Annotated in this window: 10 protein-coding genes; 7 read left to right on the top strand and 3 right to left on the bottom strand. The window is 48.4% G+C overall.

Going from position 1 to position 15,213, the window contains the following annotated elements:
* The first annotated feature begins 181 nt into the window (after positions 1-181).
* From DVO77_RS06095 to DVO77_RS06070, 6 genes are all read left to right on the top strand, one after another.
* A complete protein-coding gene (locus DVO77_RS06095) occupies positions 182-901 on the top strand; it encodes a tRNA1(Val) (adenine(37)-N6)-methyltransferase (RefSeq protein WP_110457354.1) in 720 nt (239 codons plus the stop codon).
* 159 nt (positions 902-1,060) lie between these two features.
* On the top strand, positions 1,061-2,290 hold the full coding sequence (gene srmB, locus DVO77_RS06090; protein ID WP_110457353.1) for an ATP-dependent RNA helicase SrmB: 1,230 nt from the start codon (positions 1,061-1,063) through the stop codon (positions 2,288-2,290).
* Between the two features lie 213 nt (positions 2,291-2,503).
* The gene (locus DVO77_RS06085) at positions 2,504-3,724 is read left to right on the top strand and encodes an efflux RND transporter periplasmic adaptor subunit (RefSeq protein ID WP_119977700.1); all 1,221 of its coding nucleotides are present in this window, start codon (positions 2,504-2,506) and stop codon (positions 3,722-3,724) included.
* Entirely contained in the window at positions 3,724-6,861 is a 3,138-nt protein-coding gene (locus DVO77_RS06080) for an efflux RND transporter permease subunit (protein ID WP_119977699.1), read from the top strand. Before DVO77_RS06085 ends, DVO77_RS06080 begins: the two co-directional genes overlap by 1 nt.
* A gap of 114 nt (positions 6,862-6,975) precedes the next feature.
* Complete coding sequence (locus DVO77_RS06075; RefSeq protein ID WP_119977698.1) at positions 6,976-7,578, top strand: TatD family nuclease-associated radical SAM protein; 603 nt, start codon at positions 6,976-6,978, stop codon at positions 7,576-7,578.
* 177 nt (positions 7,579-7,755) lie between these two features.
* A complete protein-coding gene (locus tag DVO77_RS06070) occupies positions 7,756-9,987 on the top strand; it encodes a PAS domain-containing protein (protein ID WP_119977697.1) in 2,232 nt (743 codons plus the stop codon).
* Positions 9,988-9,999: 12 nt separating this feature from the next.
* Here the strand turns inward: DVO77_RS06070 and DVO77_RS19215 are convergent, their stop codons facing one another.
* The 3 genes from DVO77_RS19215 to DVO77_RS06060 are packed head-to-tail and all read right to left on the bottom strand — an operon-like array spanning position 10,000 to position 11,918.
* Positions 10,000-10,164 carry a hypothetical protein gene (locus tag DVO77_RS19215; RefSeq protein WP_249038115.1) on the bottom strand — a complete coding sequence of 55 codons (165 nt, stop codon included), beginning with the start codon at positions 10,162-10,164 and terminating at the stop codon, positions 10,000-10,002.
* Positions 10,145-10,954 (bottom strand): LysR family transcriptional regulator, encoded by an 810-nt coding sequence (locus DVO77_RS06065; protein ID WP_249038114.1) that lies wholly within the window; start codon positions 10,952-10,954, stop codon positions 10,145-10,147. The genes DVO77_RS19215 and DVO77_RS06065 overlap by 20 nt, the downstream gene beginning before the upstream one ends.
* Positions 10,941-11,918 carry a LysR family transcriptional regulator gene (locus tag DVO77_RS06060; protein WP_119977696.1) on the bottom strand — a complete coding sequence of 326 codons (978 nt, stop codon included), beginning with the start codon at positions 11,916-11,918 and terminating at the stop codon, positions 10,941-10,943. Before DVO77_RS06060 ends, DVO77_RS06065 begins: the two co-directional genes overlap by 14 nt.
* A 538-nt stretch (positions 11,919-12,456) precedes the next feature.
* Between DVO77_RS06060 and DVO77_RS06055 the strand changes: the two genes are divergently transcribed.
* On the top strand, positions 12,457-14,634 hold the full coding sequence (locus DVO77_RS06055; RefSeq protein ID WP_119977695.1) for an OmcA/MtrC family decaheme c-type cytochrome: 2,178 nt from the start codon (positions 12,457-12,459) through the stop codon (positions 14,632-14,634).
* The last annotated feature ends 579 nt before the right edge of the window (positions 14,635-15,213 follow it).

The following is a 15,213-nucleotide window of genomic DNA, read 5'->3' as shown; positions in this document are numbered from 1 at the left end:
CGAGCACAGATGGCGATTAACACCAAAAAATTAACAAACTAAAAACAGGCAGGTCCCACTCATTACATCAAGCTACATTTCATCATAGTTAGATCCACTGTGTTTACGCGATTCGCCCCGGCTTTGTCCGCTATTCACTATGCAGTACAATGGCGCCACAGTTTGCATTACCGATATTCTTATGCCTTTTAGTTTTAAACAGTTTCACATAGATGATAGCCATTGCGGCATGCCTGTGAGTACCGACGGCGTGCTCTTAGGCGCTTGGGCGCCCTTAACAGAGGCAAGCAAGATTCTCGATATCGGCGCGGGCAGTGGGCTCTTATCTTTGATGGCCGCCCAGCGCAGCAAGGGAATTATCACCGCTATCGAACTGGATCATGATGCCGCTATCGATTGTAGCAACAACATCGATACCAGCCCGTGGGCCAGCAGAATCACCTTAGTGCCGCAATGTATTAATCAATGGCTGAGCCAGCCTACGCAGCCAAGCTTATTTGATCATATTGTGTGTAATCCGCCCTATTTTGATAACGGACCTCAAGCTGCCACTGAGCGCCGAGCCCTGGCTCGCCACACCCAAAGCTTAAGTTTTCAGCAACTGTTAGAGGCGATAAAAACCCTACTGCACCCCGAGGGACGCGCCAGTCTCATTTTGCCCACCCAAAGCCTTAAGGCGTTTTTATCCCAGCTTAGTGCGCATCAGTTGACGCTAATCAAACGTGTCGATGTAGCCAGTATTGAAGGTAAAATCCCTCATCGCCACCTGCTTTTGCTCGGCCATCAAGAGCCAATAGCCCCCCACTCAGATAAACCTGAGTCACTGTGTATTCGAGATCGCAGCGGTAAGTACACCCAAGAGATGGTGGCACTGACCAAGGCGTTTTACCTCAAGCTCTAGAGGCGCTATCCGTAACCGGAGCTTAATCGGCAATTGATGGCTATCGATAAAGGGCAAAAAGTGGCTTATTGATTATCCAACAGTCACTGATGACTATCCTCGCACTTGAATCTAATTTCGGTATATAATGCCGCGCTATTATTCACTGAGACGCAGCGCATGCAATTTGAAGATTTCCACCTTGACGAGACTTTACTAAGGTCTCTCAAGGCGATGGGCCATAATACGCCCACCACCATCCAGCAACAGACCATCCCACTCGGGCTTGAGCAGCGAGACATTCTTGCACGCGCCCCAACCGGAACCGGTAAAACGGCGAGTTTTTTGCTGCCCGCGCTGCAGCATCTTATCGATTTTCCACGCCGTTTTTCTGGCCAAGCTCGGGTACTTATTTTAACCCCGACTCGTGAACTTGCGAGCCAGATCCACCGCTATGCGTCTCACCTGGCTACCGACTTAGATTTAGATATCGCCATTATTACTGGCGGCGTACCGTACGCACCGCAAGAAAAGGCGCTGAGTGAGAATGTCGACATTCTTGTTGCCACGCCTGGGCGTTTGATGGAATACCTCGACAAGGGGCAGTTTGATGCTCAAGAAGTTGAGATTTTAGTCATAGATGAAGCCGACCGCATGCTGGACATGGGCTTTACCTCTATCGTACAGGCCATCGCTATCGAAGCGCAGGGCCGCAAACAGAACATGCTATTCTCGGCCACACTCGAGGGCGGTGGTGTTAGCCGTTTCGCTCAAGAGCTACTGACCGATCCTGTCACTATCGAAACAAAGCCGCCGCGCAGCGAAAAAGCCAAAATCCATCAGTGGATCCATTTGGCCGACGATAAAGAACATAAATTCGCCTTGCTGTGCAACATCTTGCAACGTGAAGATGTGACCCGCGCCATCGTATTCGTTAAAACCCGTGAAGTGGTTGCCAGCCTCGAAGGCCAGCTTAAGCGCGTAGGCATTGATTGCGCCTTTATGCGCGGTGATATGGAGCAAAAAGCACGCTTTCAAGCCCTAGGGCGTTTCACCAAAGGTGAAGTCAGAGTGCTACTGGCTACCGATGTTGCCGCTCGCGGTATTGATGTTGACGATATTAGCCACGTGATTAACTTCGATATGCCACGTTCGGCCGATACCTATGTGCACCGTATCGGACGCACAGGCCGCGCCGGTAACAAAGGCACCGCCATTTCACTGGCCGAAGCCCATGATATGCGCATTGTCGCTAAGATTGAGCGCTATATTGAACAACCTTTAAAACGCCGCGTTATTGAAGGCTTACGCCCAAAACATAAAGAGGCCCGTCCACCGTCGAAGAAAAAAGGCAAAGCGGTCGATAAAAAGGTCAGTAAAAAATTTAAAGCCGGCAAAAAGAAAAAGTAACTCACTCGGTTACTCTTTGCTGACAACTTAAGAAGCGCCCATCATGGGCGCTTTTTTTGTATCGTTAATTGAGCGTTTAGCGGTTGCGCAATCACAAAATCAACACGTTAACGCTAGCTTGATACATTTAAGTTACAAAAAGACGTTTGCCCTAGGTGCAGACTCTGGTAATTTAACAACCAACGCAATGCAGCATGGAACCGCATCAAGGCAATGATAAAAATAATTCTTCGTAGAACGCTTCCGCCGATTCTTATTCTGGCCCTTTTTAGTGGATTAGCAGCGCTGCTCATAAGCACCAAAGAGGCGCCCGAGCAAAAGCCCGATGAGATCCCCATTCCGATTGTCGATGTAATGACGGTGACCCAACAAACGGTGTCGTTAAACCTACCCTCTTATGGCGTGGTCAATCCCAAGAACCATACCCAGCTGGTGACCGAAGTTCAGGGGCGTATGCTGACCATTTCCGACAAATTTGTTGCCGGTGGCATAGTTAAAAGCGGCGATATACTGGCCGAGATTGAACCCTCAGACTACCAAGCCGACCTGATCCAAGCTCAAGCGACTCTTGCCCAAGCCAAAGCCCTACTCGATGAAGAGATCGCCCGCGGTCAAGTGGCTAAAAAGGACTGGGAAGATTATGACAACGGCGCCGCCCCCGAATTGGGCCTGCGGTTACCGCAACTGAAAAAAGAGCAAGCTAACGTCAAATTTGCCGAGGCCGCTTTAGCCCGCGCCCAGCGAAATTTAGCCCGAACCATCATTCGTGCCCCCTTCGATGGCATCATCAAGGTGAGAAATGTCGACCTTGGCCAATATGTCACCTTAGGCACTAATCTTGGTGAACTTTACGATACCCGCACCGCCGAAATACGCCTGCCACTGGCCAATAATGAACTGGCCTACCTAGAGTCGGTAGACAACCCAGATACTGAAGTGACCTTAAGCGCCGAACTGGCTGGGCGCACTGTCTATTGGACAGGCAAAATTGTGCGTAGCGAGGGAGTGATCGACGCCGATAATCGCATGGTGTATTTGGTCGCCGAAATTAAAGATCCCTACCTGAGAGACAACAAACAAGCTGGGCAACTGCCGTTAAAATTTGGCAGTTTCGTCACCGCCGTGATTAAAGGCCGCACCGTTGATGGCATAGTCAAACTGCCGCGCCACATAGTGCGCAACTCTCAGGTGGCAATCGTGCGAGATGACAATACCCTAGAGATGCGCAGCGTCAATGTGGTTCGTAGCGATATCGACAATGTCTATATCAAAGACAGCCTAGTGGATGGCGAGCGCATTTCACTGACCACCATCAATAATATGGCTACTGGCCAACTGGTTAAGGTGATAGGCGAGCAAACTGATGACAACTCGAAGCACGACAGCGAGCCAACGCCAGCCCCCACCACATTAATGGCAGCAGGTGAACAGTAATGGATACCCAAAAAGGCATTATCGCCTGGTTTGCCCGTAACAGTGTTGCCGCCAACTTATTGATGATTATTTTATTGATTGGCGGACTCTTTAGTACCGTGTTGATCAATAAAGAGGTGTTCCCCTCGTTCGAACTCAACTACTTGCAGATCTCGGTCGCCTACCCCGGCGCCGCGCCGCAAGAGATTGAAGAAGGGATAAACATTAAAATTGAAGAAGCAATTCAAGATATTAGCGGCATTAAAAAAGTCACCTCAGTGGCCAGCGAAGGCTTTGGTAATGTGACCATAGAGGTTGCCGATGGTTTCGATCCGCAAGATATTCTCGATGAAGCCAAGTTGAATATCGATGCTATCTCCACCTTCCCCGACAATATCGAAAAACCCAATATTTTTCGCATTAAGCCAGAGAACAATGTGATTTGGGTGTCTGTGTATGGCGATATGGATCTGCACCAGATGAAAGAACTGGCAAAGGGCATTCGTGACGAGCTGACCATGCTGCCTGCCGTCACCCGTGCTCAGGTCACTGGCGTACGTGAATATGAGATCAGTATCGAACTGTCGGAAGACAAACTGCGAGAATACAATTTAAGTTTTGCCCAAGTCGCTCAAGCGGTGCGTAACTCCTCTATCGATCTGCCCGGCGGCTCTATTCGCGCCGAAGATGGTGACATACTCCTGCGCACCAAAGGCCAAGCCTATACCGGTGATGATTTTGCCCAAATCGTGGTGACCACTCGCCCCGACGGCAGCCGTGTCATGCTCCCCCAAGTGGCGACCATTCGTGATGGCTTCGAAGACCGTTTGGAATACACCCGCTTTAATGGCAAACCGGCGGCCATTATCGAAGTGCTGAGTGTCGATGATCAAAATGCACTGGATATCTCATCGCAGGTCAAAGAGTACATAGAGCAGCGCCGCGCCAGTTTGCCAGCCAATGCCCAATTAGATACTTGGGGCGACCTGACCCATTACCTCAAGGGTCGCTTAAACATGATGATATCAAACATGTTTTATGGCGCCCTCTTAGTCTTTATCATTTTAGCCCTGTTCCTAGAGTTGAAATTGGCCTTCTGGGTGATGATGGGCTTACCTGTGTGTTTTCTGGGGGCGATGTTTATTATGCCGCTAGAGCCCTTCTCTTTATCCATCAACATGTTGACCCTATTTGCCTTTATCTTGGTGCTGGGGATAGTGGTCGATGATGCCATTGTCATCGGCGAGAGCGCCTATACCGAAATTGAGCGCCATGGTCACTCGCTGGACAATGTGGTTAAAGGCGCACAAAAAGTGGCCATGCCCGCCACCTTTGGGGTACTGACCACCATCGCCGCTTTTATGCCAATGGTGATGGTATCTGGCCCGATGGCCATTATTTGGAAGTCGATAGGCTTGGTAGTGATCCTCTGTTTAGCCTTCTCCTTGGTGGAGTCAAAACTGATTTTACCCGCCCATTTAGCGCACATGAAACCGAGTCGCCCCAACCCTAACCCCAATGCATTTGTGCGCTTTAAGCTGGCACTAAACAATCAGGTGCAATACTTTATTCACCATAAATATCGGAATTTTATCGAGCGTTGTATCAAACATAGATACAATGTGGTCGCTACCTTTGTTGGGGTGTTGGTCCTCTCTATCGCCTTGGTGGAAAGTGGTAAAGTGCGCTGGGTATTCTTTCCCGATATTCCCTCTGATTTTATTCAGGTACGACTGGAAATGGATGTGGGCAGCTCCGAAGCCAACACCTTAAAAGTGGTTAAAGAGATTGAAAGCGCTCTGTATCGCATGAACGATGATATGGAAGCCGAATATGGCAAGCCCGTGGTTAAACATAGCTTTATCAATATGAGCTCGCGTACTTCGGCCTTTGTGTTTGCCGAACTGACCAAAGGAGAAGACAGAGAGGTTGATGGCGTATCCATTGCGTCCGCTTGGCGTGAGGCATTGCCTGAGCTGATTTCGGTTAAAAAGCTCAACATTAACGCCAGCACCAACGACGCCGGCGGTGATATCTCCTTTAGGCTAACCTCTAGCGATCTTGAACAACTCGCCTTGGCCGCCAATGACTTAAAACAGAAGCTGCGCACCTATGAAGGGGTGTATGACATTTCGGATAACTACTCGTCGGGCAGCCATGAAATTCGTTTGTCGATAAAACCGGCCGCCGAGGCACTAGGCTTAACCCTTGCCGATCTAGCCAGCCAAGTGCGTTACGGCTTCTACGGCTTTGAGGCGCAGCGGATCTTGCGCAATAAAGAAGAAGTCAAAGTGATGGTGCGCTACCCGCTTGAGCAGCGCCGCACCGTGGGCCATCTTGAAAATATGATGATCCGCACACCTCAAGGCACCTCGGTGCCCTTCTCTAGCGTGGCCGATATTGAGCTAGGTGATTCCTACTCCTCCATCACCCGGGTAGACGGACGCCGGGCCATTACCGTGAGCGCCAACGCCAATACCACGATTGTCGAACCCGCTAAAGTGGTGGCCGAGATCCAAAAAGATTTTTTACCGCAACTGCAAAATAAATACCCACATATTTCCAGCACCTTAGATGGCGGTAGCGCCGACGAACAAAGTGCCATGGTGGGTTTGATCCAAGGCTTCTTCTTTGCCATGTTTACCATCTATGCCTTGATGGCGATTCCGCTTAAATCCTACAGCCAACCTTTGATCATCATGTCGGTTATCCCCTTTGGGATAATTGGGGCGCTGTTTGGCCACTTTATTTTGGGCTTGTCCATGAGCGTGCTCAGCCTTTGTGGCATCGTCGCGTTGGCGGGCGTGGTGGTGAATGACTCGCTGATATTGGTCGATTTTGTTAATCGCTCACGCCAGCAAGGCTTATCTTTGGTGCAATCGGCCATCGATGCCGGTTGCTATCGCTTTAGGGCGATTATCTTAACCTCGCTGACCACCTTTGTCGGCTTAGTGCCCATCATCATGGAAAAGAGCTTACAAGCCAAGATAGTGATCCCTATGGCAACCTCATTGGCCTTTGGTATTTTATTCTCGACCGTGGTGACGCTAATTTTAGTCCCAGTGCTCTATATTATTCTCGATGATATTAAGCGCACAACACGCCGCTTCTTCCAGTGGTGGTGGCAACCTAAAACCGATGAGGTGATTGAGCCTTAAATGCTAGCAAAAAGGGAGGCATTGCCTCTCTTTTTGATCTCATCGCCATTTTAAATCGCTCAAAGTCGCTACACTGTCCTCTTTACCCCATCAGCTCGGGCAACGTCACCTATCATGAGTCAATCAACCTTAGTCTACGATATTCGTAACAGCCGCTACCTTAACATTACAGGGCGTTGCACCTTACGTTGCCAATTTTGCCCAAAACACAATGGTAGCAAGCAGGTCCACGACTATCAGTTAGCCTTAGACCATCAACCTAAGGCACAGGAGCTTATCCCTCTGCTAGGGGATGTCAGTAGCTTCGGTGAATATGTGTTTTGCGGCTATGGCGAGCCCACCTTAAATCTTGCGACCCTGCTCGAGGTTGCCGGCGCAATCAAAAGCCAAGGCGGCAGAGTCAGAGTCAATACCGATGGCTTAGGCAATCTGTTTCACCGGCGTAATATTTTGCCTGAGTTAGCCCCTGTCGTTGACGCGCTATCGATTTCACTCAATGCCGATACTGAAGCGGCGTACCTTCGCCACTGCCAACCCAAGTTAAAAGGCGCATATCACGCCGTAAATGAGTTTATTAAACTGGCGCCGCAGTATATCGCCAAGGTGCAAGTGTCGGCCATTGATGGCTTAGAAGGCGTCGATATTGCGCGCTGTAAACAGATAGTGTTGGCCGCCAATGCCGAATTTAAACACCGACATTTAGGCGTGGTCGGCTAGCGACCTTAAGCTGACAATAAAGCATTAGCAAGGCGCATTTGCGCCGAAAAGGTACCCCAATCTAACATCGCCTAATCCATGAATATCGTCACGAGTGTTAGTCAATTGTAAGTCACTGTGTTAAGCCGAGAGAATCTGCTAATATAGCCGCTAAAATAATTAGACAATGAACACTCAATGCTGACGCAAAAACTTCCACTTCTGATCACAGGGCAAGGACTTCACTGGTCACCGCAACGTATTTTTTCTGTGGCAACACAGATCATTATTTTGCTGATCAGCTCAATTCTGTTGACCAATGTGATCGTTACGCTCGGTGAACGCCGTTTGCAGGAAGATTGGGCAGCCCAACGATATAGTGAGCTGCAATCGGTTGGCAGTTTAATTGCGGACAGAGTGACGTTTCAAAAGTTTAGAACCCAAATGTTTGCCAACTCTGAACTGCTTAAAAACTACCTTATGATCCCGAGTGAGGCACGGCAGGAACAGCTACAACAAAACTGGCAATTAATGACAGGTAATATTCCTGAACTATTTGATATCGCTCTATTTGGTCCTCAAGGAGAATTTAAATTCTCAGCGTCCAATGAGATGAATTATGGAGCGCTGCCCCCCTCATTATTAGGCGGTGCTAGTAGCATGGGGGGCACCGAGGTTTATACCTCACCACTGGATTTTACTCAGGTCGATGGCAAGATAGAACCCTACCTGTACCAACTGGCGTGGCTCGAAAACCCCGACTTGAGTGTGCGGGGGTACTTAGTCACCTATCAGTCTATGACCCGTATGCTCAAAAGCATTAAACCCGCTTATTCTAGTGAACAGTCGCCACTGTTAATGGTTGATACCCAAGGTTTACTTTACGCCGGCGTTAAAAATAAGCCGACCATCAATCGCATCCCTGAGACATTGGGCAGCAGTTTACGCCTAAGTTATCCGGCGCTATGGCGTAAAATGGCCACCAGTAATTTTGGCCAGTTTCATGGTGATGACGCTACTTTTGTTTACTTAAAAATAGGGCTAACGACCCAATATGAAACGCGCCGAGAATATTACTTAGTCTCCTATGTGCGTAACGATGCGATTGCCGCCGATTTTTATGAGTGGCGTAATATCGTCATTATTGGCTCGGTAGTATTGACCTTGTTGTCGCTGGGATTGATCTTGCTGGTGCATGCCTACCGCATTGCACAGCGCTCACGAGAATTTAGTATCGATCTTGCCAATCGCCTGTTTCATCAAGACACGGGCTGCATCATAGTCAATGATCACAACCGGGTTGTGACGGCCAACGAACAGGCAGCTAAGTTACTAAATATTGAGCTAGATGAGCTATCAGATCGTAATTTACAACGCATACTGCAACTAGAAGATGATGCCTACGCCGCTATCTTAACCCAGCTCAATGAGCGCAAAAAATGGCACGATGTTATCGATTTTGAAGAGCAGTGTGGTCACTTCCTCGCCGTTACCATTAGCAGCGCCCCGCGCCCAGCCAAAAAAGGCAACTACCTGTTAGTCATCTTTAACGACGTTACTGAGTTAAAGCAGGCCCAAAAGCAAGCTAACCTTAATCGCCTGCTTAATGATAATGCGGTTGCTAGCGCCTTAGTGTCAGTTAATGGCTCACTTGAATTAGCCAATGAAGCATTTATGCAGTTGGTGTCGATTCATGACATCACTAATCAGAACCTCACCGAGCTACTCAATAACGACTTGAGTTCGCAGTGGCCGCGGATTACTCAGCAAATTTTGCTGCAAGGTAGCTGGAAGGGGCAAATCTTATGTGATCCCAATAGCCAAGAGAACACTTGCCTGCAAGCCACCTTAAAAGGGCATCTAGACGCCGCTGGCGAGATAGAATATATCGTCTGCACCTTAGAGCAGGCCCAAAAGCGGGCGTTACTGCAAGACCGAGGCGATTTAATCCCCCATCGCAGCACCATCTTAGTTAACCTGCGGGATTTAGACGATTACTTTAAATCGCTGACACCTAAGAGTCGCGATAACTCCAGCCTACTGTTAATCGATATTACCGCCGAAAGCATGCTCAGCCATATGAGTGATATTGGTCAATTAGAAAGCCGCCAGCGCGAAGTGGAGATCCACATATTAAAGTCGCTGCCTGTGGGCTATCAAATGTCGCATTGGCAACTTGGAAAAGTGATTATTATCTTGCCAGACACTAGCTCAGATGCGGCGCATCATTTTGCCGTTAAGTCACTCAATAGCCTCAATGACATCGGCCTTGGTACGGGTATTTGCATGGGGATAGCCAGCTATCAAGCAGGGCAAAACCTAGAGCAATACTTAAGTAATGCCGAGGTCGCCCTGCAGCGCGCAAAACAGATTGGCGAGCAAAGTATTTGCCAAGCCTATACGCGTCACGGCGCTACAGATAAAAAATAGCGCGGATAACGGCTATTGATGTGCCTTGATGATGTAATCCTCTAAACAGCGCTGTAACCAAAACGGCGTGGTCACTTTGCCACTGGCATCCAACTTCAGCCATAGATAAACCGTCGGATGGCTGAAGTTTTCTAACAGCAACTTATCTTGCTGATAATCAATTTTTTGTGCATGCAATCCATTGATGTTTTTTTAAAAAATCAACCGCGCCCTGCACCCCAATAATAATGATGGCATCTGAGTTTAACAGGCTGTTTGCCGCGCTGCCCAGATCGGGCGCCGTGGCATATAACTGCAGTTGTTTGCCTACGCGTTTGGCATAACAGCCAAGGGGCGACCTATTGGCAGGAAAAGGCATAGTGATTAACTTCACTAGCGGATAGTCAATCATGTTATCGATATTAGGCGCTTGCCAAATAGGGTGATCTTTACGAGCCACCAGATGGCCACCACGATGTTGAATAATCGACTTTGACAAGATAGCGCGATTATCTGCTCGCTCGAAACTGATGGCCGCATCAAGCTCATCATTTAATAATTGCTGCGCCGTGCCCTCACCCCATGGCGTGGTAGCCACCATCATCTCAGCCTCACTCACCGCTAACGCTGCCTGCTTGATACTTTGGGTTAAATTGATCTCCAGTTGCGGCACGGTTGCCACCTCGACATTAGCCGCCATCACCCCTTTGCCGCCTCTCACCAGATACTCGACCTCTTGGCTACAGGCCATCATTTGGCAAAAAATGGGGTAGAGATTATGCGCCGTTTCGGTCGCCTGAAATTGACTCTCGCGGCGAATAAACAAGGGATCATCAAATACCGCCCTAAGGGCCGCCAATGCTCGGCTCACTTTGGGCTGCGACAGATCTAGATGATTTGCCACCTCGATAGCATTTTTTCTCACATAGACTAGGCAAAAAATCTCTAAGGTAGCTAACGAGATATCGAGTAATTTATCTTTTGCCATCAATGGCTCCATCACAATGTAGGATCACATTGCCTTGAATGTAAGACGCTATCTCAGCCTCAACCCACAGGTTCGCTTGATTGCCCTGCCTCAGTTTGGTCAGGTAATGACGATGGCCGTCTGCGCGTAAATTAAGGAGGCGATTTTGATCTTCAGGCAAGGCGACCGCATGCAGCTTGGCTTTGGCACATAAAAACGCCACCGCATCGCGATAACAGATCAAGGCTAAGGCATCGCTACGCTCAAGCTGGATCATCAAATCTGCCAATAGACACACCTTGGCCACCATGTTAATTGACCGCCCTTTATCTAAGGCATACATCGCCAGCGGATCGTGCCCTTGCTCAAACTCATGGCCATTAAAACTGATATAAGGGTACTTGAGCATAGTATCGACATCGATACGGCTGTCGCCCTTAAAAATAGGATGTTGCTGATTACCCACCACCACATAGGCATTGGCTTTAGCGACAAATTCTGACGACAAACGCTCGGAATTATGGGCTTCAAAGGTCACCGCTAAATCCACCTCTAAGCGGTTTAATAGCTTATCGATATCATTGCTACAGGGCTTAATATTAAAGCAGTATTGCAGCTTTAATTGCGACGCTTTATCTTGCAGATAACTGAGTAAATTAAGCGATAATGGCGGCGGACAGGTAATGGTCATCTGCTGGGTCACCTGTGTATTTACCGGTTGCGACAAGGCCAAACTGGTCTCTGATAGGGTGAGCAACTGTTTTAAGTGAGGATAAATCGTCTTTGCGAATGGGGTATGCTCAAAACCATGTTGCTTACGAATAAACAAAGGCTCATCGAACGAGTGGCGTAAGGCTTTTAAACTGCGACTAATTTTTGATGTCGCCACACCTAATTGCTGCGCGACTTCGGTAGAGCTTAATGTTTCAAACAATAATACGAAGACTTTAATATTAAATAGACTATTGGTATTAACTCGACTCATGCCTCTCCTTTTTCAGGATCCATGTCACCTATATTGACTAATCGCTTAATTTACTAACCGCTTAGATGACTAATCGCCTAGCTGCTAATCGCTTAGTTTACTGAGCGCTAATTTAAGGTAAATTGCCTCGCAATACGATTACGCAGAGTAAAGAGTGATACCCAATGCAAATATTTTGTTAAATATGTGACACAGATAAACCCCATCTCAACTCATCAGCTTCTAATTATCCCCCTAGGTCTCACTCCCGCCCTTAACCCCCCTACCAAGCAAGATTCACAATTGTGATTTGCGCAATATGAATATTAGAGTTCCCCGGCGTAAAACTTGAACTAAAACGCCGTTAACTATAAAAACCCCAGTGCATTACGCCAACTTTAACGCTACAAACAGGTCATTAAATCCAATTTGTAACGCAATAAGCAGCATATTCACCATTTAGCGCTACAGTCGTTAAAGTGATGCGCTTCATATCGGATATCGCTACCAATCTTTAACATTTCAAGCGGCTACACCCAGTGGTTAATCTTGGAGATAAATGATGATAAAAACAAAAACAACCACACTGGCGCTACTCATTGCTTCGTCAATGATGTTGGCAGCTTGTGGAGATGGAAATGATGGTAAAGATGGTGTTGATGGCGAAAACGGCCAGCCAGGCGTGCCAGGACAACCCGGCGGTAACGGCCTCAATATCGACATGGCTGACGAAGCCATCGCCAATATCAGCAGTGCGCGTTACGAAAATGGTATTATTACCGTTGACTTTAGCCTTGAAAATAGCCAAGGCGTTGGGCTAATCGGATTAAATGGCACGAATCCCTTTCACGATTTTCGCTTTTCATTAGCCCAGTTACAGATCAAAGATGGCACCGAGCTCAAGCAGTGGTTTTCACTTCTCAATGAAACCACCAATGATGCTGGCACCACCTTTGAGCAGGGCTTTGAAAAGATAAACGACTGTCCAGAGTGCTTAACCGATCATCAAGACGGTACTTACACCTATACCTTTAACACTAATCTCACCACGGCTGACGATCCTGCGGGCGTCACCTTCGACCCACAACTGACCCAACGCATCGCCATTGAGATGCAGTTTGAATATGACTCAGGCCATGAACTGGCAGAGAATGCTCACTTCGATTGGATCCCATCGACCAATGCCAGCGAAGGCATAGAGACCCGCGATCTAGTCACCATGCAAACCTGTTACACCTGTCACCAGCCAGACAGCCTAAAAGCCCATGGTGGCCGTCGACTCGATATGGAAAATTGCCAGTCTTGTCACAATGGTATTGTCACCGATCCTAACGCTATTTCTGTCGAGTTAGGCCATATGGTGCACGCTATTCATATGGGGCCACACCGTGAAGGTAAAGACAGCGAAGGTAATGTGGTCCCCATGCCCTACACCATCGCCGGTTATGGCGGCGCTCACGCCTTTGACTACCCCGCCTTCCCAACCAAACCCTTTATGGATTGCGCCGCCTGTCACGTTGAAGATGACACGTTGGCTGATAAAGATCTCTGGCTCGCTAATGCCAATGCCAACGCTTGTACCGGTTGTCATACCGACAAACCTGCGCAGCATAAGTCAGATAAAAACCCAGAGCTGACCTGTACAGATTGTCACAGCGCTGCGGTGCATAACGACCATGCTAAGCCTTACCAAGCGGCAAAAGCCTATGACGCCGTTGTCACTAATGTTGCCATCAGCGTCGCCAATGAAATTAGCTTCGACATGAAGATAATGGATGAAGCCGGTAACCTAGTAAGCCAAGCTGAAGTCTATAAACAGGGTTACAGCAAGCCTTATGTCGTGGTCAGCTGGGATGTTGAGAAAGATTATCCCGATTTTGATCAATCCCCCTACAGCCAGCGCCGTATCGACATTAAAGATCCTGCTAAAGCAACTTGGAATAGCGACAACAGTGTTAGCGTTAAGGTCGCGATGAACTTCCCAAGCGATATCGCTTCACGCTCACTAGAAGTACTGCCAGTGCTTAAAGTATGTTTCGAAGAGGACAGCGCTAACCGTGTGAGCTGTGATGCGACCAATGCATATCCTGCCTATGTCCAAACAGAGGCTTATCGCACCATCCTTAACGACACCGCTACGGTTGTTGCCAAGCGCCGCGCGATTATTGATGAGCAAACCTGTTACGACTGTCATAGCTATGAGTTTTACCATGACTCAAATGGCGTCAATTGTATCGCTTGCCACACCAACGATAAGAAACTCGGTGCGGTAGAAGATGCCAATGGCGACGCGCTTGCTTCGGGCGAAATGAAGTCCACCAGCTTTATGTATAAAGCCCATAAAGCACAAGGCCATGATAATGGCCATGGTGGTAGCGGCACCATTTTGAAGACTGACTGCACCACTTGCCATGCTGAAGTTGAAGGTTGGGGCGGCAAAGCCTACGGTTTCGAGCTCGGTCGTAATGCAGGCCAAGCCCATGCTGTACCTAGCTTTATTCCAGGTAAAAATAACGATCCCGCGCTAACGCCCGTTGCCACTTGGTATGCTTCATCTGATGCGGCTTCGTGCATTAGTTGTCACCAGAAGTATCTGTCAGATGCCGCTATGGCACACATGCAAAATAACGGCGCCTACTTTGGCCCAGATAAACAAGAAGCCAAAGACGCTAAAGAAGCCTGTGCGACTTGTCATAGCCCAGAGAAAATTATGGAGCACCACGGACACCAGCTATAACCCACAAGTGATACCCCATTAGGTGCTTGGTGATACCAAGCACCTACACTAACCCTGCAAAGTTAGTCCCTGCAACTGTTTTACCCTGCAAAGTCAAAGGCGCCCTCGGGCGCTTTTTTATTCGCTCAACATTAGCAATTTAGCGTCTAGCAGTTGGATAAGCTGTGCGGCTGTGCGGCTGTGCGGCTGTGCGGCTGTGCGGCTGAACCGTGTTCGAGACGTTCGGATAACTAATCGAGATCTAAAAAGCATTAGCGCCTGACGAAGTGGATATTGGGACAGAGGCTTGAAGGTCGAACCTTCACTGTTATTAATCGCCTGTCCGGCGGGGAATGTGCAAGCGCTCTTTTGGCTCGCCGCAAGCACGTCCGTGTGGGCTCTGCGAAATCATCCATGATTTCGAAGGCCAAAACCGCGCTTACACCTCTACCTAACGCCTCTTCGATTGGACTTCATTTGATACGACTAGTGAGTTAAAGGCTAACGTACTTTTGCCCCAAAGTTTGGTGGCCTTGAAGTGAAGGTATGGCATTTTTTTACTTTGTTTGGGTAGTGATTAGCGGAGTCTTTTTTGGAACG

Source organism: Shewanella algidipiscicola, assembly GCF_003605125.1.
GTDB lineage: Bacteria > Pseudomonadota > Gammaproteobacteria > Enterobacterales > Shewanellaceae > Shewanella > Shewanella algidipiscicola.
The sequence above is the reverse complement of the archived record's forward strand: the minus strand, read 5'-3'. Positions and strand labels throughout refer to the sequence as shown.